The organism is Micromonospora sp. CA-259024 (genome assembly GCF_050936255.1).
GTDB lineage: Bacteria > Actinomycetota > Actinomycetes > Mycobacteriales > Micromonosporaceae > Micromonospora.
The window spans coordinates 1729146-1749676 of record NZ_JBNJND010000001.1; the positions used below are offsets into that span (position 1 = coordinate 1729146).

Here is a 20531-nt window from a genome sequence, read left to right on the forward strand (position 1 = left end):
GGCCCCGGAGGGCCGTCGGCGCGGGCCGACGACCCCCCGAGAACCGGTCAGCGCACGCCGAGCAGGTCCACGACGAAGACCAGCGTCTCGCCCGGCTTGATGGCGCCGGCCGCGCCGCGGTCGCCGTACCCCAGGTGTGGCGGGATGGTGAGGCGGCGCCGGCCGCCGACGCGCATGCCGACGACGCCCTGGTCCCACCCGGCGATGACCTGACCGCCGCCGAGCGGGAACTCGAACGCCTCGCCCCGGTTCCAGGACGAGTCGAACTCGCCGCCGGTGGAGTGGGACACGCCGACGTAGTGCACGCTGGCCAGCTGGCCCGGCTCAGCCTGCGGTCCCTCACCCACGGTGACGTCCTCGATCACGAGGTCGGCCGGCGGCGCACCCTCGATCGGACCCACCTCGGGCTTGCCCGATCGGGCGCCTGCTGCCTGGTTCATGCGGGGATCTCCTGCCGTGTTGGGTGATGTGTCCGGTCACCGTCGATCCTGCCGGATCGCAGCCCACCTATGTGCGGCGGACCCGCTACCTGCTCCGCCGCACCCAACCGGGACGGGGGGACGCACGGCTCGGCGGGCGTCACCGGTGAGGGTGACGCCCGCCGAGAGGTGGCGCGCTGTGGTTCATCGCAGCCAGGGTGCCCGCCGGACGATCGGCAGCTTCGCCCACACCTGGCCGAGGCCCCAGGTGTCGCCGGCGTTCACCAGCGCCAGGACCGCCAGCACCGCGGCGTAGATCAGGTGGTCGTCCATGAAGGGGTTGTTCTCCGGAGGCAGGACGGCGGTCCACATCAGGACCAGCAGCAGCCCGCCGGCCACGGCCGCGACCCGTATGCCGATGCCGAGCAGCAGGGCGACACCGATCCCGGCCAGGCCCGCCATGAAGAGCCAGTCCGCCCAGGCGGCGCCGGCGATCCCGGTGTAGACGTCCTTGAACGGACCCGCCACCCCGAAGGTCAGGAAGCCCTTGGTGGGGCTGCCGCCGTTGATCCAGGCGTTCTTCGACTCGGTGGCCATCCCGAGGCCGAACATCTTGTCGATGAACGCCCAGAGGAAGATCCAGCCGAGGGCCAGCCGGGTGGCGGCCAGGATGTACCGGACGGCCCGCACTCGAGTGGTACCGGCCGTCGCGGTGGTGTTCTCGGCGGTGACCCGCTCGATCGTCGCGGTCATGGTCTCCACGTCCCTTCTCAGCTTCGCACCGCTTCCCGGTGGCATCTCCAGTGGACGCCCCACGACGGTCTCGACGGCAGGGCCGACAGACCGCAACGACCCGTGACGTTGGACCCCCTCAGGTCCGGTCCGGTGACCCTGACGGCGGCCGTCGGCCGGTCCTAACGTCCGTGGTGGACGACGAGAGGGAGGCCGTGATGAGGACCTGGCAGGTGGGTGACGTGATGACCCGGGAGGTCGAGACCGTGGTGGCCGAGACTCCGTACCGGGAGATCGTCGACGTGTTGTTGCGCCGCGGGGTCACTGCGGTACCGGTGATCGACGGCTTCCGCCGGGTGCTGGGCGTGGTGTCCGAGGCCGACCTGCTGCACCGGGTCGAGTGTGCCGGTGAGCCGGCGCTGCGACGGGTCTTCGAGAGCCGTCGTCGGCGCGGTGCCCGGGGCAAGAGTGCGGCACTGCTGGCTGGCGACCTGATGACCGCGCCAGCCGTCACCACGTACCCGGAGACGGCGTTGTCGGCCGCCGCCCGGCTGATGGACCGCGAGCAGGTCAAGCGGCTGCCCGTGCTGGACGACCTCGGCCGGCTGGTCGGCATCGTCAGTCGTGGTGACCTGCTGCGGGTGCACCAGCGCTCGGACGCCGAGATCCGTACGGACGTGGTGCAGGAGGTGCTGCGGCGGGTGCTCGCCGTGCGGGACGGGCTGGTCACGGTCGAGGTCCGCCACGGTGACGTGACGCTGGCGGGCCGGCTGGACCGACGCTCCGCCGTCGACCTCGCCGGCCGGCTCGCGGGCCAGGTCAGCGGCGTCGTACGGGTGACCAACGCGATCGCCTACGACGCCGACGACACGGGCTGCGACCCGGGCCAGGTGATGCCGGTCGCCTGACCGGCCCTGCCGTGGGTGCCGCCCCCGCCCCACCCCGTACCGCCGCTCCGCCGGGGAGCGACTTCGCCGGACCTCCGACGTCGCGTCGGCCGTTCGCCTAGGCTCGGGAACGGCCGGCCGGCGGGGTAGCGGGCGGTGCACCGTGGTCGATGCGGAGGGCGCCGGTGGCTGAGGCGACGGTCGCGGTCCCGCTGTGGGCCTGGGCGGCGATCGGCGCGGTGATCGCCGTGATGCTCGCCGTGGATGTCCTCCTGCACCGGGACAACCACGTCATCGAGCTGCGCGAGGCGCTGCTGTGGAGCGCCGTCTGGATCAGCGCGGGCCTGCTGTTCGGGTTGGTGGTCTGGTGGGGCCTCGGCGGCGACCCTGCCATCGCGTACTTCTCGGGCTACCTGCTGGAGAAGGCGCTCTCGGTGGACAACGTGTTCGTCTTCGCCCTGCTCTTCGGCTACTTCCAGGTGCCGCCGGGCTACCAGCACAAGGTGCTGTTCTGGGGCGTCGTGGGGGCGCTCGTCTTCCGCCTGCTGTTCATCTTCGCCGGCGCCGAGCTGCTGGAGCGGCTCAGCTGGGCCGCGTTCGTGCTGGGCGCGTTCCTGATCTGGACCGGCTGGCGGTTGGCCGTACGCGGGAAGCCCGACGTCGACCCGGAACGCAACGTCGTGGTCCGGCTGTTCCGGCGGCTGGTACCGACCGACGCCCGGTACCACGGCGACCGGTTCACCGCCCGGGTGGACGGCCGGCGCGTGGCGACGTTGCTGCTGGTGGCGCTCGTCGCCATCGAGGCCACCGACGTGGTCTTCGCCATCGACTCGGTAGCGGCGATCCTCGCCATCACGACCAACACCTTCCTGGTCTGGACGGCCACCGCGTTCGCCGTACTGGGGCTGCGCAGCCTCTATTTCTGCCTCGCCGGCCTGCTGCGACACTTCGGCTACCTGCGCTACGGCCTGGCGCTGCTGCTCGCCTTCGCGGGGTTGAAGCTCATCCTCGCCGAGACGCCGGTGGGCAAGCTGCCGGTCTGGTTGACCCTCGCCGTGGTGGTGTTGACCCTGGCGGTCTCCATCGGCGCCAGCATCCTGGCCGTCCGGCACCCCCGGGCCGACTGAAACGCCGGGTCAGCCGACCAGCACCGGCCGGGACAGCTGGCCGGCCAGCAGCGCGGGCGCCTCGGCCAGCGAGGGGCCGTACCAGGTGAGGTGCCGACCGGAGAGCAGGACGCACGGTACGCCGGGGAACGCCTCCGGCCCGTCGTCGGCGGTGAACCGGTACGGCTCGTCGGGCAGCACCACCAGCTCCGGCTCCCGCTCGCGCAACTCGGCAAGGGTCGGTCGGGGATAGCGCTCGGGGTGCTCGTCGTACCCGTTGACCACACCGAGGCGGCGCAGCACGTCGCCGGCGAACGTGTCGCCGCCGAGCACCACCCACGGCCGACGCCAGACCGGCACCACCGCCCGGCGGGGCGGCGCCAGCCGGGGCGGCTCGGCCCAGGCCCGCCGGGCGTCCCGCAGCCAGGCCGGTTCCGCCGGCGCACCCAGCTCGGCCAGGAGGTCGCCCAGCTCGGTCAACGCGCCCGCGACGGTACGCGGATAGGTGACCCGTACCGGCACGCCGGCCGCCCGCAGCGCCTCCGCGTCGGCCCGGCGGTTCTCCTCCACGTTCAGCAGCACCAGGTCCGGCCGCAGCGCGCGGACCCGGTCCAGGTCGGGGTACTTGCTGCCGCCGACCCGGGCGACGTCCAGCCCGGCCGGGTGGCTGCACCAGTCCGTGGCCCCGACCAGCACGCCTGGCAGGGTCAGCGCCACCGCCTCGGTCAGCGACGGCACCAGCGACACCACCCGCACCCGCGTACCTCCGTCCGCCCTCGTCCCGGCACCGATCATGCCCGTCCGGTCGCCGTGGCGCGGCCCGGGTCAGGGTCGGCCGGGATCGATGCGGGCGGTCACGTCGAGGTGCGCGGGTTCGCAGCCAGCGGTCGTCGCGAACCGGCGGACCGCGGCGTCGACGTGCTCGCGTACGCCGTCGGTCCGGGCGTCGGCCGCCAGGTCCACCCGGATCCACACGTCCGGTCGCGGCGGTGCGCCGGTGAGCACCACCCGGGCGCGGCGCACCCTGGGGTCGCCGGTCAGGTCGCGCTCCAGTGCGTCGACGAGCACCTCGGCGGCCAGGCGGGTGCGGCCCGGATGGCGTCCCGGGTGGCTCAGCATGCCGCACAGTGCCCGACCGGGCCGGCGCAGTTCGCGGTCGAGCAGCCGCTGCCCGGCGAGGGCGGTCAGCACTCCGGCGACCGCCGCGGCGAGGGTGTTCCACGGCGCCGCCAGCCGCCAGGCGTCCAGCAGCCCGGAGCCGAGCAGTGCCGCGTCCGGGTCGCCACCGGGCAGTGCGCCGAAGCTGACCACCAGCGCTGTCGTTCCGCCCGCCACCAGCAGCAGCGCGACGATGGTCCACAGCAGGCGGTGTGCGGCGTCGGTCATGCCGGCCGCCTGCGGGGCAGCAGCCGGATCTCGATCCGGTCGGTACGGGGCGAGGCGAGCTGGTGCAGTTCCTGGTGCACCGCGAACTCGACCTCGGCGCGGGCGGCCGGGTCGCCGGTGGCGCGCACCCGGGGGCGCCACTCGTCGCCGTGCCGGCGCACGCGCACCCGGGCGCGGCGCACGCCTGGCACCGTCCCGGCCGCGTCGGTCAGCCGGCGTTCCACGCACTCCCGGCGCAGGTACCAGCCGTCCCGCTCGTTGATCCGCAGCCGGACCGGTGTCCAGCGGCGTAGCTGGGCGGCCAGGATGACCACACCCAGCAGCACGGCCGCGCCGGCCGCGCTCCGGACGCCGGAGTCCTGCCAACGGGTGGTGGTCAGCGTGTCGTACCAGCCGGTGCGGGCGAGCAGGGGTGCCGGGCGGTCCAGCGTGACCAGCAGCGCCTGCACGGCCAGCAGCGCGCCGCCGCTGAGCAGGGCGACGGACAGCAGCAGCGAGGCCACCCGGTTGACCGTCCGCATGCCGGCCTCTGGCCGAGTGGCCGGTCGTTCTGCCCTACCGCCCGGCCCGGGGACGAGCAGGTCGTCCACCGTGACGGTCACCGCGGCCACGGCGAGCCCGGTGCCGGCGGTCACCCGGTCGGCGACCGCCATCCGGACGGCCTCGGCGACGGCGGGCACGTTGTGCCCGTACGAGGTGACCAGGTGCAGGTCGAGGCCGACGCAGCGGTCTCCCAGGCGGACGACGGCCGGGCGGGCACCGGATACGCCGGGTACCCGGCCGGCGGCCTCAGCCGCGATCCGCGCAACGTCCGCCGCGCCGATGGCACTCCGTTGGCGCCGGCCCGAGTCGATGCTGGCACGGGTCCCGCTGCCCGGGTTCGCGCCGGCGGCGCCGGTCGGTGCCGGGCCGGCGGTCGGGGCGGACGGGCGGGCGGCGACGGGCCGCAGGGGGAGTCGGTGGTGTCGCCCTGCTCGATCGGCGCGGGGACGCCGGAGGATGGTCGGGTCGCCGGCCCGTCGAGGGCGGCGGGCGCGGCCGGGGTCGCCCGCACGCTGGCGAGTGCCCGGACCGCTACCGGCGGGCGTGCCGAACTGCTGTCGCGACATGCTGACCTCCCGGCCGGTCCGCTACCGGCGACCCCGCTGGATACACCCCACCACGACCTCTGGAACGCGACTTCAGTGTGATCCCGGTCACAGTTCCTTCCCGTCGAGGGCCTGGTGATGGGCGCCGCCGAGTAACGGCCGGCCGGTCCGGCCGGCTGGGGCGGCGTCGGCCGCACCGCCGAGGCGTGCAGCATGATCGACCGCCTAGACTCGGCCCGGCGCGACCGACCGGCGGATGGATCAGGCAGATGACGAGCACCGTCAGCGACGACCGCGGCTGGCTGCGGGCGCTGCCAGCCGACGGTGGGCGGGACACACTGCTCACCCGCGCCGGCCACCGGGTGTACGCGGCGCGCCGGCTCAGCGAGCTGGTCCAGGGGCGTCCGCCCGGCGTCACCGGCAGCCAGTGGAGCTCGGCCAGCCGGGCCGGTTTCGACTTCGTGATCTGCGCCGCCGACACCGCTCGTCCGGTCGTCGCCGTGGAGATCGGTCCGGTCGCGTCCGCCGGCTCGGCGGAGCAGCGCGCCGAACGACTCAAGGACGCGGTGAGCGCCGCCGTCGGCCTGCCCGTGCTGCGGATCGGATCGCCCACGTTGCGGCCGGCCGAGCACGGCCGGCGCCTCGTGGAGTACGTGATCGACGCGCGGGCCTACGGCGCGGGCGGCGCCGGGATGACCACCGCCGGGGACGAGGTGGCCCCGGTGGGTTTCCGCGACATCCTCGGTCGGCTGCCGGACGGCCGTACCGGGCCGGTCAACGACCTCGGCGCGCTGACCCGCGCGGCGGCGGTCGAGGCGTACGTGGCCGGGCAACTGGCCGACCCGATCGTGCGCGGGCTGCACGTGCGCTGGGCGGACGGGCCGGCACAGGGGTGGAGCTGGGTGCAGGTACGCCCCGACGCGTGCCTCGTGGAGCGGGTCACGGTGACCGAGCACCGCTTCTCGTGCGGCGTCGACGCGGCACGGCTGGCCGAGGATCTCGCCACGGTCGCCGTCGGGGAGCGGCTGCGTGCCGCCGAAAACGAGGGTACGGATCTGCTGCCGCGTGCCGACCTGACCGCGCAGATCGTCGCGCTGAGTCAGCGCCGGCACGAACTGGCGGGCGGATTCGCCTACGACCACCTCTGCGTCGACTGATCGGCGTCCGTTTCACCTGCTGACCCCTGCTCCGCACCGGCTCCATGTCGGGTCGCGGCAATTTTCTGTGCGCCGGTTGAACCTTCCCGCTCGCGGTCCCGTACTCCTGCGCGAATCACAGATCTCCCCATCCGCGTCGACCGGACGCGGGAGGCGGTGCGGAAAGGGCATCGTCGGCCATCGACACGTTACCCGGTAGGTCACGGTGGTCGCCGCCGTGGCGTGCCATCACACATCCGTCGGTCCGCCGAGGGCAGGAATCCACTACCGGATCGAGAAGGAGAGCAATTCGATGCGCAGGTCCACACGGGCGCGCCGGTCATCCGGCAACGCGCGGAGCAAGCGTCTGCTGGCCGTTGTCGGCACGCTCGTGGTCTTCGGCGGAGTCGTCGCCGTGACCCAGATTTCGTCGGCCCAGGACCGGCGGACGAATAAGCCACGTCCGGCTGCCGGGCAGTGCGTGGAGCCGAGCCCGGGCGCGACCGCGCCGACCGGCGGGTCGACCAGCCGGACCTGGCAGAATGGTCGATGGGTGCGTAATCACTGGGGTGACGGGCAGCAGTCGGTCCCCGAGTGCGAGGACGGTAAGGACGGCACGGTGGGCACCGGCACGGCCATCGCCTGTCCGGACGTGACGGCCAAGCTGCCGCAGGTGCCGGACCGGGCCCGGGCCGAGGTGGACCGCAACCTCGCCCAGCTGCAGTCCCAGATCGCCGAGGCGGACCGCCGACTGGCCGCCGAGGGCAACAAGGGCGAGGCGTTCATCCGCACCGCGATCCTGCAACCGTTGGCCGGCAAGCGGCGCGCGGTGCTGGACCGGATCACGACCGCCATCGACCGTGTCGGGCCCCGCCCGCAGGGTCTCGCGCAGCTCGCCGAGTGCCAGGTGCAGCCGACCGGTAACACGGGTGGCAACAACGGTGGCGGCAGTACCCCTGGCGCCACCCCCAGCGGGAACACCGGCGGCGGCAACAATGGTGGCAACAACGGTGGCAACGCCCCCGGCGCCGGGCTCGGCGTGCTGGCCAACGACTGCGACGAGAGCCGGCTCCAGCCGCACGACGGCTTCCAGAACGGCAACCGCTGCGTGAGTACCGAGTTCGGTGAGGTCGGCGCCGCCGCCAACAACCCGTCGCTGCTGATCACCCAGTTCCCCGAGCAGGTCGGTCGCAACCAGGCCTTCACCCTGCGGGTCAGCACCCGCAACCTGGTTCGGGACCGCTTCCTCGCCGCCGGTCAGGGTGGCTACTACGTGGAGAGCTCACTGCTCAACGACCAGGGCCTGGTCCGGGGTCACTTCCACACCGCCTGCCGGATGCTGGACAGCCTGACCGCCCCGCCGGAGCCGCAGGAGGTACCCGCGTTCTTCGTCGCGACCGAGGACGGCCGCGGTGGCGCCCAGCCGGATGAGGTGACCATCCAGATCCCGGGTCTGCCGGAGTCGGGGACGGCGCAGTGCTCCGTCTGGGCCGGTGACGGTTCGCACCGCCTGCCGATGATGGAGCGGGCCAACCAGACTCCCGCGTTCGACTCGGTGCGCATCGACGTCAACTGACTGGCTCGACCAACGGCGGCCGGTCACCCAGGACGACAACCCTGGGTGACCGGCCGCCACGTCGATTCTGGTGCCGGACAATCCCAACGGGGGTCACGCCGTTTCGGGCGGGACCCCCGTCATGCTCCGCGCGTCAGCGGTTCTTGTACGCCTCGACGACCTCAACCGGGATGCGGCCCCGCTCGGAAATCTTGTAGCCGTTCTTGACAGCCCATTCCCGGATGGCCCGGTTCTGCTCCCGATCCATTCCGGCGCCGGTGGGTCGCCCCGGCCGTCGGACTGAGCGGCTGCTCTCCACCGGGCCGCGCCCGATCCGCCGACCCGCATTGATGTACGGATCGAGTGCCTTCCGCAGGACGCCGGCATTCTCGTCCGAGACGTCGATCGTGTAGGCCACGCCGTCGAGACTGAACTCGACCGTCCGGTCGGCCTTGCCGCCGTCGAGGTCGTCGGTCAGGACCGTGATTACTTTTCTCGCCATTGCCGATTACTCCCTGTGTGCGGCGGGATGTGTCCAAAGTCTGACCTATCACCCCGGTAATCCGCAACAATATGCGTCCCATTCATTCGGCGCGTCGCGATTCCGTTACCGAGCAAAACCGTGAATCGGCGCGATGAAGGGAGTTCATTCGGCGAGGAGACCGGCCTGCCCGGCGACGGCGGCCGCCTCCGCCCGGTTGGACACCCGCAACTTTCGCAGCAGCGCGGCGGTCATCCGTTTGACCGTCCGCTCCGAGACGTGCAGCTCTTCGGCGATGTCGACGGTGTTGCGGCCCGCGGCGATCGACCGCAGCAGCCGACGTTCCTCGCCGTCGAGGTCGATCGGTGTGGCGTGTGCGGGTCGCAGCATGGCGTGCAGCAATGTGGCCGGCAGCACCGCCCAGCCGTCGAGGATGGCCAGCAGTGGGGGCAGCAGCTCCTCCGGTTCGCTGGTCTTGGGTAGGAACCCCTCGGCACCGGCCCGCAGCGCCTCCAGCGCCGGTGTGGCGTCGGCGGAGCCGGACATCGCGACCACGCGTACCCGTGGGGTGGTCCGCCGGATCGCGGCCACCGCCCGGATACCGCCGGGTGGTGGCATGTGCAGGTCGACCAGGGCCAGGTCGGGGTGGCAGCGGCTGATCAGCGCGGCCGCGGCGGCGGCGTCGCCGGTCGAGGCGACCACCTCGGCGCGGCCGTCGGTGGTGATCGGGAGCAGCAACTCCAGGCCGCGGACGAAGAGGGGGTGATCGTCCACGACAACGAGTCGCATGGTGGAGGCTCCCGGCATGTCTGGGCCGTTCCCCAGCGGGTACCGATCATGCGGGTACGCACCGAACGAGGGGAGTCGGGTGGATGCGCGCACGGCACGGTTTGCAGGGTCTGCTGCGAGGATTGCGCCGAATGGAGCCCGAGCCGGGTGATCACCGACCACCGGTGGCCGATTCCGAGTTGCTGCTGCGGGTGTTGTGCCACGAGTTCCGTACCCCGATCAGCGCCCTGACGTCGCTGACCCGCGCCCTGGCCGACGAGCACCGCGAGCTGACCACCGCCGATCGGCGGGCGATCACGGAGCTGGCCCGCGACCAGGCCGTCCATCTGCAGAGCCTGCTGCGCGGCGCGACCGCCGGCACCGGCGCTCTGGCGCTGGCCCCACACCCCGAGCCGGCCGTCCCTCTGGCGGGCATCCTGCGCGAGGCCGCCGCGCTGGTGCCGGCGCGTCGACGGCGCGCTCGGGCCACCCGGAGGGCCGGCTCCTGCCCGGTGCCGTCCGGGAGGACCCGGCAGGTGCTGGTCAACCTGGTGGAGAACGCCCTGCGGCACGGGCCGGCCGAGGGGCAGATCGGGCTCTACGCGACGCTGCGGGGAGCCGGTCTGAGCATCCTGGTCACCGACGAGGGCCGGGTGGACGACGCGCTGCTGGCCGCGCTTCGCCGTCCCGCACCAGCTGTCGGGATGTCGGGCCTGGGGCTGTGGATCGTACGGCAGCTCGTCACGACCGATGGGGGAGTGCTGCGGGCGCACCGACTGCGGCCGCGCGGCGTGGCGTTGGAGGTGCTGCTGCCGGTGTCCCGCCCGGTGCGCTGACCCGGGCGGGACACGGGTTGGCCCGCTCGGGTCACCGGGGCGGGAAGGGCCTTGCCGCCAGTTTCCCGTACCGAGGAGGTCGGATGTTCAGCCATGTCAAGGATCTACAGTTCGAGGCCAAACCGGACGGCCCGGACGCGGCGTTCGCCCGCCGGTTGCAGGAGGTGCTGGGCGGCAAGTGGGGCGAGATGACCGTCGCCAACCAGTACCTGTTCCAGGGCTGGAACTGCCGGCTGCCCGGCAAGTACAAGGACCTGCTGCTCGACGTCGGCACCGAGGAGATGGGCCACGTCGAGATGATCGTCACGATGATCACCCGGCTGCTGGACAGCGCACCGCTGTCGTTGTCGGAGGGCATCGCGGAGGACCCGGGGGGCGCGGCGACCTACGCCGGGTCGAACCCGGCGCACTTCATCCATGGCGGTGGCGGGGCCTTGCCCGTTGACTCCAGCGGAGTGCCCTGGAACGGCGCGTTCATCACCGCGAGCGGCAACCTGCTGGCCGACTTCCAGCTCAACGTCACCGCGGAGGCGCAGGGGCGGCTCCAGGTCGCCCGGTTGTTCCACATGACCGACGACGCAGGCGTCAAGCAGATGCTGCGCTTCCTGCTGGCCCGCGACACGATGCACCAGAACATGTGGCTGGCGGCGATCGAGCAGCTCAAGGAGGACGGCCTGGAGGAGATGCCGGTGCCGGAGGCGTTCCCGGACTCCGGTGAGTTCACCGAGGAGTACGGCCACACCTACCTGGGCTTCTCGTCGGGCACCGATGCCGCCGAGGGGCGTTGGGCGTCCGGGCCCGCGCCGGATGGCAAGGGCGAGTTCCGGTACGACGACAATCCGCGCGCGAACGCCCCGGAGCCGGTGCTGCCCCCGGGGGACCCGCGGTTGTACGGCACCAATCCGGGTGTGCCCGGCGCGGTCGTGAACATGGTGAAGAGCAAGCTCACCTGACGTGTCTCGGCGGGTCGCCCGCCGGTCCCGGGCGGCCCGACGGACAGGCCGGGAGAGTGGTCTGGGTCACAGAGCGGAACAAGGGGAACGCTTTGTTACTTGAGCCAGACACGCTCAACTCAACGCGATAGCAGGTGTTCGATGGCAACTCTTCCGGTACTTCCCCTGACCGACGCCGTGCTCCTGCCCGGCATGGTCATCCCGGTGACCCTCGACCCGACCACCCAGGCCGCGATCGACGCTGCCCGGGCGACCGGCGACCGCAAGCTGCTGGCCGTGCCGCGTATCGACGGCGAGTACGGCCCGGTCGGCGTGGTCGCCACCATCGAGAAGGTCGGCCGGCTGCCCGAGGGTGAGCCCGCCGCCGTCATCCGTGGCCTGTCCCGGGCCCGGATCGGCTCCGGCGTGCCCGGCCCCGGCGCCGCACTCTGGGTCGAGGCGACCGAACTCGACGAACCCGCCTACGCCGGTCGGGCTCGGGAACTCGCTCGCGAGTACCGCGCCCTGGTGACCTCCGTGCTCCAGCAGCGGGGCGCCTGGCAGGTCATCGACGCGGTGGAGCGGATGACCGACCTCTCCGAACTGGCCGACTCGGCCGGCTACGCGCCCTGGCTGACGCTGGACCAGAAGACCGAGCTGCTCGCCGCGCCGGACGTCACCGCCCGGCTGGAGCTGCTGGTCGGCTGGGTGAAGGACTACCTGGCCGAGCAGGAGGTCACCGAGCAGATCAACAGTGACGTCCGCGAGGGGCTGGAGAAGTCCCAGCGGGAGTTCCTGCTGCGCCAGCAGCTCGCCGCGATCCGCAAGGAACTGGGCGAGGACGAGCCGGACGGCTCCGCCGACTACCGGTCCCGCGTCGAGTCCGCCGAGCTGCCGGAGAAGGTTCGCGAGGCCGCCCTTCGCGAGGTCGGCAAGCTGGAGCGGGCCAGTGACGCCTCCCCGGAGGCGGGCTGGATCCGCACCTGGCTGGACACCGTCCTGGAGATGCCGTGGGGTACGCGTACCCAGGACAACACCGACCTGGCCGCGGCCCGGGCGGTGCTCGACGCCGACCACGCCGGCCTGGCCGACGTGAAGGACCGCATCCTGGAGTACCTGGCCGTGCGCAACCGCCGTGCCGAGCGCAACCTCGGTGTGGTCGGCGGACGCGGCTCCGGCGCGGTGCTCGCCCTCGCCGGTCCTCCCGGAGTGGGCAAGACCAGCCTCGGCGAGTCGGTGGCCCGGGCGCTCGGGCGCAATTTCGTCCGGGTCTCGCTCGGCGGTGTCCGCGACGAGGCGGAGATCCGCGGGCACCGGCGCACCTACGTGGGCGCGCTGCCCGGTCGGATCGTCCGCGCGCTGCGCGAGGCCGGCTCGATGAACCCGGTCGTCCTGCTCGACGAGGTGGACAAGCTGGCCGCCGGCTACGCCGGTGACCCGGCCGCCGCCCTGCTGGAGGTGCTCGACCCGGCGCAGAACCACACCTTCCGGGACCACTACCTGGAGGTCGACCTCGATCTGTCCGACGTGCTCTTCCTGGCCACCGCCAACGTGGTGGAGTCCATCCCCGGCCCGCTACTGGACCGGATGGAGCTGGTCACCCTGGACGGGTACACCGAGGACGAGAAGGTCGCCATCGCCCGGGACCACCTGCTGCCCCGGCAGCTGGAGCGGGCCGGGCTGACCGCCGACGAGGTCAGCGTCGCCGACGAGGCTCTCGCGCTGATCGCGGGGGAGTACACCCGGGAGGCAGGCGTCCGGCAGCTCGAGCGTGCCCTGGCCAAGATCCTGCGCAAGGTGGCGGTGACGCTGGCGACCGACCCGACGCCCGCACGTGTCGGCACCGACAACCTCTCCGGTTACCTGGGTCGGCCGAAGTTCACCCCGGAGTCGGCCGAACGCACCGCCGTACCCGGCGTGGCCACCGGCCTGGCCGTCACCGGCGCCGGAGGCGACGTGCTCTTCATCGAGGCGACAAGCATGGAGGGCGAGCCGGGGCTGACCCTCACCGGCCAGCTCGGTGACGTGATGAAGGAGTCGGCGCAGATCGCGCTCTCCTACCTGCGCTCCAACGGGCGTCGGTTCGGCATCGACCCGAACGCCCTCGCGGGCCGTCGGATCCACGTCCACTTCCCGGCGGGCGCGGTGCCCAAGGACGGCCCGAGCGCCGGCATCACCATGGTGACGGCCCTGGCGTCGCTGGTCACCGGCCGCCCGGTCCGCCCCGAGTTCGGGATGACCGGCGAGGTGACGCTCTCCGGTCGGGTGCTGCCGATCGGTGGGGTGAAGCAGAAGCTGCTCGCCGCGCACCGGGCCGGCCTCACCGAGGTGATCATCCCGGCGCGTAACGAGCCCGACCTGGACGACCTGCCGACCGAGGTGCGCGAGGCGCTGACCGTGCACACCCTGGCCGACGTGGCCGACGTGCTCGCCCTGGCGCTGCGCCCGGCCGACGTCGAGGCGCTGGACGGGTCGGCGCTCGCCGCCGCCTGACGCTCCGACCACAGGGACCCCCGCCGTTGCCGAACGGCGGGGGTCCTTTGGGTACGCGCGGAGGGGTCTACTGTCTCGCTTGAATCCTCAACTACCTCTCCGCCGCGAGGCGACCCCCTGGAGGAAAGCTTGTGAACGTGGTGCTCTGGATCATCCAGATCCTGCTCGCTGCTGTCTTCGCCGGCGCCGGCGTGACCAAGCTGACCCAGCCCAAGGAGAGACTGCGCGACCGGATGACCTGGGTGGACCCGGTCCCGCCGACCCAGGTCAAGGCGCTCGGCGCCGTCGAGCTGCTGGCGGCCGTCGGGCTGGTGCTGCCCCCGCTCACCGACATCGCCACCGTGCTCACCCCCCTCGCCGCGGTCGGGCTGGTCATCGTCATGGTCGGCGGAATCAGGGTGCACCTGCGCCGCGTCAAGACGGAGACCGCGCCGGAGCGGCGCCGCCTCGAGACGCAGGGGGCCGTAGCCTGCGTGGTGCTGCTCGTCCTCGCCGCGGTGGTGGCGTGGGGCCGGTTCGGCCCGTACCCCCTCTGATCCGCACGGCCCGCGACCGTCCTACCCGGTGACGTGTTCATACGTGGTGCCCGTCACACCGGCCCCTCGCGTCGATGATCGACTATAGAGTCTCCCCGCTGCTCGACGTCGTCACACAGCGGGGAGAGAATATGGAATCGATCGGGGATGTATCCGGTACCGTTGCGCCGGTTGTGCCGAAACGGCCAGGATCAGCGGGACGGGGGTTCGGACGGCGGGCGCTCTTCGCCGGCGGCGCGGGCGCCGCGGTCGCGACGACGCTGGCCACCCCGGTGAGGGCGGAACCGACCGGGACGGTCACGGTACGCGAGGGCGCGCTCAGTCTGCGCGACCCCAGGGTCGACTGCCTGCTCGACGGCAGTGACGAGTCGGCGAAGGTCGCCGCCGCGCTGAGTCTGCTGCCATCCGAGGGCGGGGAGATCTTCCAGCCGGTGGGCAGACTCGGCCTCGGATCGGAGATCGTGTTCCCGACGAGCCTGACCTGGACCGGGGAGAACATCGGCGCGGCGATCATTCAGCCGGCTCCGGGTTACACCGGTCGCCTGATCTCGACAGGCACGTACAACCAGATCTCCAACGTGCACTTCTACGGCAAGCGGACCTCGGGCGTGCTACTGACCGTCCGTCGCCCCCGGTCGACCTTCCACCACCTGCACTTCAGCAACTCCGGCAGTCACGCCATCGAGTTCGTCGGTACGGGTGAGAGCACGAGCGCCCACGGGAACAAGATCACCGACATCAGTATCGAGGACGGCGTCGGCATCGGCATCTTCGTGAACGCCTGGGCCTACGACAACGAGTTCCTGAACGTCTGGATCGGTGAATGCCAGACCGGGTTACGACTGCACGACGGCGCGTGCATGTTCGACAACCTCCACGTGTGGGGATGCGTCGGCAGCGGCGTCGAACTGCGTAACAGCGCTCACCGGAACATCTTCCAGAACGTCTACCTCGAGTCGAACGGCACGGGCGGCACCGGGAACGGAGTCGACCTCTGGGAGGTCTGGGGCAACCAGTTCATTGGCGGCCGGCTGTGGCGTAACGCCTCCAACGGCATCGGCATCTATTCGTCCGTACGCACTCGGGTCATGGGTCTCGAGATCCACGAGAATGGCGAGAACGGCATCCGCGGCGGCGATTCCGGGATGTGCCAGGTGATCGGCAACCAGATCTACTCCGATACGACTCCCCGCCAGCAGGACCGGCCGCTCGTGACCGTCGGCACCAGCAACAACTGGATCGTCAGCAACAACGTGATGCGTGCCTTCGACCATGCTTCCGGCGGCATGTCGCTTGTCGGCGCGAACAACGTGGTCAGCGGGAACATCGAGTAGAACCGGCGGGCGGAGTGCGCACCCGCTGCCGGCGACCGTCGTACCACGGCGGTCGCCGGCGGCGTGCTCAGCGCTCGTCGCCCCCGCGATCGCGCCGCACGGTTGCCTTGCGGCCCTTGATCGTGCTGGAGCGCAAACCGGAGATCACCTCGTCGGCCACCCCCTGTGGCACCTCCACCAGCGAGAAGCGGTCGGCGATCTCGATCGAGCCGATGTCCCGGCCGCGGATCCCGGTCTCCCCGGTGATCGCGCCGACCAGATCCTGCGGGCGCACCCCGGCGCGCCGGCCCAGGCCGACGAACACCTGCACGGTGTTGCCGCCACCCGAGCGTGGCCGCCCCCCGCCCCGCCGGTCGCCGCCCCGGCCGCCGGCCTCCGGTCGACCCTCGCGGGGCCCGCGTACCGGAATCTGCGGGATCTCCTCCTCGTCGTCGGAGCCCGGCGACGCCACCTCGTGGGCCAGCTTCACGGCGGCGAGGGCGACCTCCATCAGGTCGAACTCGTCGGTCAGCGTCTCCACGATCACCCGGAACGGGTCGAGGTCGTCCTCCAGCAGGCTCTCCCGCAGCGCCGCCTGGGTCAGCTCCAACCGGCGGGTACGCATGTCCGCCACCGTGGGGATCTTGTCGATGGTGATCCGCTGGCCGGTCACCCGCTCGATGGTCTTGAGCATCCGGTGCTCACGCGGCTCGGCGAGGGTGATCGCCACGCCCTCGCGGCCCGCGCGGCCCACCCGGCCGATCCGGTGCACGTACGACTCCGGAGCCGACGGCACGTCGTAGTTGACCACGTGGGTCAGCTGCTCGACGTCCAACCCGCGGGCCGCCACGTCGGTGGCCACCAGCAGGTCGGCGGTGCCCGCCCGCAACCGGCTCATCACCCGGTCGCGTTGCTCCTGGCTCATGCCACCGTGCAGCGCCTCGGAGCGGTAGCCCCGGCCGTTCATCGTCTCGGTCAGCCGGTCGACCTCCTCCCGGCTGCGGCAGAAAACGATCGCCGCGGTCGGGGACTCCACGTCCAACACCCGGCCCAACGCGGCCGGCTTGTGCGCCCGCGTCACGATGTACGCGCTCTGCCGGACCCGGGGCGCCTCACCCGCGACCTGCTGCTCCCGGCCGATCTCGATCCGGACCGGCTCACGCAGGTGTTGGCGGGCCATCCCGTCGATGCGCGACGGCATGGTGGCCGAGAAGAGCACCGTCTGACGCTGCGCCGGGGCGTGCTCCAGGATCGCCTCGATGTCCTCGGCGAAGCCCATGTCGAGCATCTCGTCGGCCTCGTCGAGCACCACCGTGGCCAGCCCACCCAGACGCAGGGTGCCCCGGGCGATGTGGTCGAGGGCACGGCCCGGGGTGGCCACCACCACGTCGACGCCGCTGTCCAGTGCCCGCAGCTGCCGCCCGATCGGCTGCCCACCGTAGATCGGCAGCACCCGCGCGCCCAGGTCCTTACCGTAGCGGTGGAACGCCTCGGACACCTGCACCGCCAGCTCGCGGGTCGGCACCAGCACCAGCGCCATCGGGTCGCCGCCCTGGCGGTGTGCCTCCATGAGGTTCAGCAGCGGCAGCGCGAACGCCGCCGTCTTGCCGGTGCCGGTGGCCGCCTGACCCAGCAGGTCCCGACCCTCCAGCAGCGGCGGGATCGCCTCCCGCTGGATGGGGGTCGGCTCCTCGTAACCGAGGGCGGCCAGCGCGCCCAGCAGTTCGGCGCGCAGCCCGAGGTCCGTGAAGGCGCTCGCCTCGTCGGTGCCGTCGGGGGTGGTGTCGGTCGGTGCGTCGTGCTGTGCAGGTGCGGAACTCATGTGCCAAGCCTTTCATCACGCCGTCCGGGCCGTTGCGCCGACCGCCACAAGTACCGTCCCAGAGGCCGTGCTGCCGTCGCTCACGATCTGCCGGCGACCTCTCGGTCAGCCGCCGGTGGTCAGGATGGCCAGCACCATCACCGCGGCGAGGGCCACGTCGAGCACCACGCACCACTCGGCGTAGCCGCGCGGCACCACCCGGCCGGTGCGGTGGTGCACCAGGTCCCAGCCGGCGTGCGCCAGCCACCCGAACGCCACCAGCCACGCGGCCGTCCGCCCGCCGACCGCGACGGCGACCAGCGTCAGGGCGACCCAGGCGGCCAGACCGGCGAGTTGGGTCGCGAGCACACCCGGCCCGCGCAGGGTCCGGCGGGCCACGCCGATCAGCAGGTAGCCGCCGGGCAGCACCAGCATCGTCCACGGGCTGAGCACCCCCGGGTCGACCCACATGTCCACGGTCATCAGCAGCGCCAGCCCGGTCGGCCAGCGGCGGGCGAGCGCCACCACGGCCGGATGCCGGTGTATCACCGCCGGCGTCTCGTGCCGATGGCGCACCGCCACCAGCACCATGGCCGGCACCATCAGCAGATGACCGCCGAGCATCAGGGCGTCGGCATCCAGCAGGCCCGCCCGCAACGGCACGAGCAGCAGCAGGAACGGCACGTACATCGCCGCGGCCATCTCGGCGACCCCACGCCAGTGGTGCGCCCGATAGCGCATCCACACCGTCATCCCGACGGTCATGTTCGTGGCCATCACCAGCGCGGCAACGTCCGGCCGGCCCAACGTCCCGGCGAGCCCCAGTGGGGGGCCGGCCGCGTCCCACACCGGTCCGAGCAGCAGCATCCCGGCGATCATCGCCAGCGCCATCTCGCCGAGATGCCACAGCAGCCGCCGCGTGCCACCGGCCGGCGCCGCGCCGATCGGTGCCGCGGGCACCGTGGCCAGGGACGCTGGGCCCGGGGGCGCAGGCTGGTCGGTCGGCAGCGGCCCGGCTGACGGTACGGCGGCGCTGTCCGCGTACATCTGTGTCTTTTCCATGCCTCGACCCTGCCGGCTTCCCCGGCGCGGCGGGCAGACCCGCTCGTCACCGGAAATCGTGCGGGCCGCACGGTTGAACCGTGACGGTTCGCAGGGGTGGACCATGCGCGGGGCGGTCCTAGGATCGGTGCGTGGCGAGCGAGGCGGTGACTCCCCGGGCGGACCGCCGGCTGCACCGCGCCCGGCAGGCGACGCTGTTGTCCCTGGCCACCGGTGTCTGGGCGAGCGTCCTGTTACCGGCGGTCGGCCTGTCCCACGAGCCCGACCGGGGCCGGGTGACGCTCGGCGCGGTCGGCATCCTCGCCTTCGTGATCGCGCAGACCGCAGTGCTGTACGCGGCCGTGACGCCGTGGCTCCACCCGCGCTGGCGGCGCCGCGCCGAGCTGGGCCTGGCCGCGGTGGCGGTGCTGACCGTGCCACTGGTCGGTCCGGTGGCGGCCGGCAGGTGGCCCACCTGGGCCTGGCTCGGTGCGGCACTGATCGGCATGACGCCGCTGCTGGTGCGGTTGCGGACCGCGCTGGCGTTGGCGGCCGGCGTCCTGTTGGTGGCGGTCGGGGTCGCCCTGTGGACCGGCGGTTCCGTTCCGCGCCACCTCGCCGTGACCGGCGGGGTCGGGGTGGGCGTCGCCGCCGTCAACGGATTCCAGGTCTGGTTCTGGGGCCTGCTCGTGGAGGCGCGGCAGGGTCAGGCCGCCCAGGTCCGGCTGGCCGCCGCCGAGGAGCGGCTGCGCTTCGCCCGTGACGTGCACGACGTGCTGGGGCACAGCCTCACGGTGATCGCGTTGAAGGCGGAACTCGCCGCCCGGCTCGCCCCGGTCGACCCGGAACGGGCCGGGCGGGAAGCCGCCGAGGTGCAGCGGTTGGCCGCGTCCGCGCTGACCGAGGTACGGGAGACCGTGCACGGTTACCGGGCCGTCGACCTCGGCGAACAGTTGGCGGCGTTGGTGGGTGTGCTGCGCTCCAGCGGGGTGCGGTGCACGGTCCTACCGCCACCAGCGGACCTGCCGCAGCCCGTCGCCGCCGAGCTGGCGGCGGTGCTGCGCGAGGCGGGCACCAACGTGCTGCGGCACAGCCGGGCCGACTGGTGCCGGATCCGCATCGACCGGGAGGACGACGTGGCCAGGATGACGGTGACCAACGACGGTGCCGACGACCGTGGCCCGGACGCGCACAGCCACGGCCTGCGCGGGCTGGCCGACCGGCTCGCCGCTGCCGGGGGCGAGTTGCGCACACGCCGGAAGGACGCGGTGTTCACCCTTGAGGCCATCGTGCCGGTGGCGTCGTGATCCGCGTTCTGCTCGCCGACGACGAGGACCTGATCCGGGTCGCGGTCGCCGCGCTGCTCGGCCTGGAACCGGACATCGAGGTGGTGGCGCACGCCGCCGACGGGCCGACGGCGGTCACCGCGGCACTGGCGCACCGCCCGGACGTGGCGGTGGTGGACCTGGAGATGCCCGGCCTGGACGGCATCGCGGTAGCCGCCGAGCTGACCCGCGTCCGACCGGAGTGCGCGGTGGTCGTGCTGACCGGCCACGGCCGTCCGGGGCACCTCCGCCAGGCGCTGACCGCCGGCGCCCGAGGGTTCCTGCCCAAGGGTTCGCCGGGTGGCGCGCTCGCCGACGTGATCCGCCGGGTCCACGCCGGAGGCCGGTACGTCGACCCGTCGCTGGCCGCCGACGCGCTGACGCTGCCACCGTGCCCGCTGACCCCTCGGGAACTGGAGACACTGCGGCTGGCCGAGGTCGGTGCCCCGGTCGCGGTGATCGCCCGTCGGGTGCACCTGTCCACCGGCACCGTCCGCAACCACCTCTCCGCCGCCGTACAGAAGCTCGGCGCGGTCGACCGGGCCGAGGCGGTCCGCACCGCCCGGGACAACGGCTGGCTCTGACCCTCGTCGGGCAGCGGCGACGCCTCACCTGGTGGACGTCCCCGCCTTCCGGGCACTCGCAACCCGACGGCGATCGGGCACGGCCGCCGGGAGCCAACGCAGACCGTCAGTC

General features: G+C 72.6%; 20 protein-coding genes. 11 read left to right on the plus strand and 9 right to left on the minus strand.

Annotated elements, in window-relative coordinates; genetic code table 11:
• Window positions 1-47 precede the first annotated feature (47 nt).
• Window positions 48-440 carry an FKBP-type peptidyl-prolyl cis-trans isomerase gene (locus tag ACQEUX_RS07200; RefSeq protein ID WP_433043055.1) on the minus strand — a complete coding sequence of 131 codons (393 nt, stop codon included), beginning with the start codon at window positions 438-440 and terminating at the stop codon, window positions 48-50.
• Between the two features lie 183 nt (window positions 441-623).
• Entirely contained in the window at window positions 624-1181 is a 558-nt protein-coding gene (locus tag ACQEUX_RS07205; RefSeq protein ID WP_433043058.1) for a hypothetical protein, read from the minus strand.
• 188 nt (window positions 1182-1369) lie between these two features.
• Between ACQEUX_RS07205 and ACQEUX_RS07210 the strand changes: the two genes are divergently transcribed.
• Window positions 1370-2059 (plus strand): CBS domain-containing protein, encoded by a 690-nt coding sequence (locus ACQEUX_RS07210; RefSeq protein WP_433043061.1) that lies wholly within the window; start codon window positions 1370-1372, stop codon window positions 2057-2059.
• A 149-nt stretch (window positions 2060-2208) separates the two neighbouring features.
• A complete protein-coding gene (locus tag ACQEUX_RS07215) occupies window positions 2209-3165 on the plus strand; it encodes a TerC family protein (RefSeq protein ID WP_433043064.1) in 957 nt (318 codons plus the stop codon).
• A gap of 9 nt (window positions 3166-3174) precedes the next feature.
• Here ACQEUX_RS07215 and ACQEUX_RS07220 read toward each other — a convergent pair whose 3' ends face one another.
• From ACQEUX_RS07220 to ACQEUX_RS07230, 3 genes are all read right to left on the minus strand, one after another.
• Window positions 3175-3900, minus strand: a complete 726-nt coding sequence (locus ACQEUX_RS07220; RefSeq protein WP_433043067.1) for a helical backbone metal receptor — start codon at window positions 3898-3900, stop codon at window positions 3175-3177.
• A gap of 69 nt (window positions 3901-3969) precedes the next feature.
• Complete coding sequence (locus tag ACQEUX_RS07225; RefSeq protein ID WP_433043070.1) at window positions 3970-4530, minus strand: hypothetical protein; 561 nt, start codon at window positions 4528-4530, stop codon at window positions 3970-3972.
• Entirely contained in the window at window positions 4527-5639 is a 1113-nt protein-coding gene (locus ACQEUX_RS07230; protein ID WP_433043073.1) for an Asp23/Gls24 family envelope stress response protein, read from the minus strand. Before ACQEUX_RS07230 ends, ACQEUX_RS07225 begins: the two co-directional genes overlap by 4 nt.
• A gap of 248 nt (window positions 5640-5887) precedes the next feature.
• On the opposite strand from ACQEUX_RS07230, the gene ACQEUX_RS07235 reads away from it, so the two are divergent.
• Both ACQEUX_RS07235 and ACQEUX_RS07240 read left to right on the plus strand, forming a co-directional pair.
• Entirely contained in the window at window positions 5888-6775 is an 888-nt protein-coding gene (locus ACQEUX_RS07235; RefSeq protein WP_433043076.1) for a DUF2726 domain-containing protein, read from the plus strand.
• Between the two features lie 292 nt (window positions 6776-7067).
• Window positions 7068-8330 (plus strand): hypothetical protein, encoded by a 1263-nt coding sequence (locus tag ACQEUX_RS07240; RefSeq protein ID WP_433043079.1) that lies wholly within the window; start codon window positions 7068-7070, stop codon window positions 8328-8330.
• Window positions 8331-8463: 133 nt separating this feature from the next.
• Here the strand turns inward: ACQEUX_RS07240 and ACQEUX_RS07245 are convergent, their stop codons facing one another.
• Both ACQEUX_RS07245 and ACQEUX_RS07250 read right to left on the minus strand, forming a co-directional pair.
• A complete protein-coding gene (locus tag ACQEUX_RS07245; protein ID WP_433043082.1) occupies window positions 8464-8811 on the minus strand; it encodes a histone-like nucleoid-structuring protein Lsr2 in 348 nt (115 codons plus the stop codon).
• A gap of 144 nt (window positions 8812-8955) precedes the next feature.
• Window positions 8956-9579, minus strand: a complete 624-nt coding sequence (locus ACQEUX_RS07250; RefSeq protein WP_433043085.1) for a response regulator — start codon at window positions 9577-9579, stop codon at window positions 8956-8958.
• 131 nt (window positions 9580-9710) lie between these two features.
• Here ACQEUX_RS07250 and ACQEUX_RS07255 point away from each other — a divergent pair, with 131 nt between their 5' ends.
• The 5 genes from ACQEUX_RS07255 to ACQEUX_RS07275 all read left to right on the plus strand — a co-directional run bounded on the left by ACQEUX_RS07255 (window position 9711) and on the right by ACQEUX_RS07275 (window position 15689).
• Complete coding sequence (locus ACQEUX_RS07255; protein WP_433043088.1) at window positions 9711-10394, plus strand: sensor histidine kinase; 684 nt, start codon at window positions 9711-9713, stop codon at window positions 10392-10394.
• An 83-nt stretch (window positions 10395-10477) separates the two neighbouring features.
• Window positions 10478-11347, plus strand: a complete 870-nt coding sequence (locus ACQEUX_RS07260; RefSeq protein WP_433043091.1) for a manganese catalase family protein — start codon at window positions 10478-10480, stop codon at window positions 11345-11347.
• A gap of 141 nt (window positions 11348-11488) precedes the next feature.
• Window positions 11489-13819, plus strand: a complete 2331-nt coding sequence (gene lon, locus ACQEUX_RS07265) for an endopeptidase La (protein ID WP_433043094.1) — start codon at window positions 11489-11491, stop codon at window positions 13817-13819.
• Between the two features lie 131 nt (window positions 13820-13950).
• On the plus strand, window positions 13951-14355 hold the full coding sequence (locus tag ACQEUX_RS07270) for a DoxX family protein (RefSeq protein ID WP_433043097.1): 405 nt from the start codon (window positions 13951-13953) through the stop codon (window positions 14353-14355).
• A gap of 173 nt (window positions 14356-14528) precedes the next feature.
• Window positions 14529-15689 carry a right-handed parallel beta-helix repeat-containing protein gene (locus tag ACQEUX_RS07275; protein WP_433043100.1) on the plus strand — a complete coding sequence of 387 codons (1161 nt, stop codon included), beginning with the start codon at window positions 14529-14531 and terminating at the stop codon, window positions 15687-15689.
• A 67-nt stretch (window positions 15690-15756) separates the two neighbouring features.
• Here the strand turns inward: ACQEUX_RS07275 and ACQEUX_RS07280 are convergent, their stop codons facing one another.
• Together ACQEUX_RS07280 and ACQEUX_RS07285 are read right to left on the minus strand one after the other, a co-directional pair.
• Window positions 15757-17490, minus strand: a complete 1734-nt coding sequence (locus ACQEUX_RS07280; RefSeq protein WP_433043103.1) for a DEAD/DEAH box helicase — start codon at window positions 17488-17490, stop codon at window positions 15757-15759.
• Window positions 17491-17595: 105 nt separating this feature from the next.
• Window positions 17596-18531, minus strand: coding sequence for a hypothetical protein (locus ACQEUX_RS07285; protein WP_433043106.1), 936 nt, complete (start codon window positions 18529-18531; stop codon window positions 17596-17598).
• 131 nt (window positions 18532-18662) lie between these two features.
• On the opposite strand from ACQEUX_RS07285, the gene ACQEUX_RS07290 reads away from it, so the two are divergent.
• A complete protein-coding gene (locus ACQEUX_RS07290; RefSeq protein ID WP_433043109.1) occupies window positions 18663-19817 on the plus strand; it encodes a sensor histidine kinase in 1155 nt (384 codons plus the stop codon).
• A complete protein-coding gene (locus ACQEUX_RS07295) occupies window positions 19814-20419 on the plus strand; it encodes a response regulator transcription factor (RefSeq protein ID WP_433043112.1) in 606 nt (201 codons plus the stop codon). The genes ACQEUX_RS07290 and ACQEUX_RS07295 overlap by 4 nt, the downstream gene beginning before the upstream one ends.
• The last annotated feature ends 112 nt before the right edge of the window (window positions 20420-20531 follow it).

Excerpts from the sequence above, each read along its gene's own strand:
- ACQEUX_RS07280 (WP_433043103.1), bottom strand. The coding sequence starts at position 17,490 with ATGAGTTCCGCACCTGCACAGCACGACGCACCGACCGACACCACCCCC.
- lon (WP_433043094.1), top strand. The coding sequence starts at position 11,489 with ATGGCAACTCTTCCGGTACTTCCCCTGACCGACGCCGTGCTCCTGCCC.
- ACQEUX_RS07260 (WP_433043091.1), top strand. The coding sequence starts at position 10,478 with ATGTTCAGCCATGTCAAGGATCTACAGTTCGAGGCCAAACCGGACGGC.
- ACQEUX_RS07215 (WP_433043064.1), top strand. The coding sequence starts at position 2,209 with ATGCGGAGGGCGCCGGTGGCTGAGGCGACGGTCGCGGTCCCGCTGTGG.
- ACQEUX_RS07200 (WP_433043055.1), bottom strand. The coding sequence starts at position 440 with ATGAACCAGGCAGCAGGCGCCCGATCGGGCAAGCCCGAGGTGGGTCCG.
- ACQEUX_RS07225 (WP_433043070.1), bottom strand. The coding sequence starts at position 4,530 with ATGACCGACGCCGCACACCGCCTGCTGTGGACCATCGTCGCGCTGCTG.
- ACQEUX_RS07240 (WP_433043079.1), top strand. The coding sequence starts at position 7,068 with ATGCGCAGGTCCACACGGGCGCGCCGGTCATCCGGCAACGCGCGGAGC.
- ACQEUX_RS07245 (WP_433043082.1), bottom strand. The coding sequence starts at position 8,811 with ATGGCGAGAAAAGTAATCACGGTCCTGACCGACGACCTCGACGGCGGC.
- ACQEUX_RS07235 (WP_433043076.1), top strand. The coding sequence starts at position 5,888 with ATGACGAGCACCGTCAGCGACGACCGCGGCTGGCTGCGGGCGCTGCCA.
- ACQEUX_RS07255 (WP_433043088.1), top strand. The coding sequence starts at position 9,711 with ATGGAGCCCGAGCCGGGTGATCACCGACCACCGGTGGCCGATTCCGAG.
- ACQEUX_RS07250 (WP_433043085.1), bottom strand. The coding sequence starts at position 9,579 with ATGCGACTCGTTGTCGTGGACGATCACCCCCTCTTCGTCCGCGGCCTG.
- ACQEUX_RS07210 (WP_433043061.1), top strand. The coding sequence starts at position 1,370 with ATGAGGACCTGGCAGGTGGGTGACGTGATGACCCGGGAGGTCGAGACC.
- ACQEUX_RS07230 (WP_433043073.1), bottom strand. The coding sequence starts at position 5,639 with ATGTCGCGACAGCAGTTCGGCACGCCCGCCGGTAGCGGTCCGGGCACT.
- ACQEUX_RS07285 (WP_433043106.1), bottom strand. The coding sequence starts at position 18,531 with ATGGAAAAGACACAGATGTACGCGGACAGCGCCGCCGTACCGTCAGCC.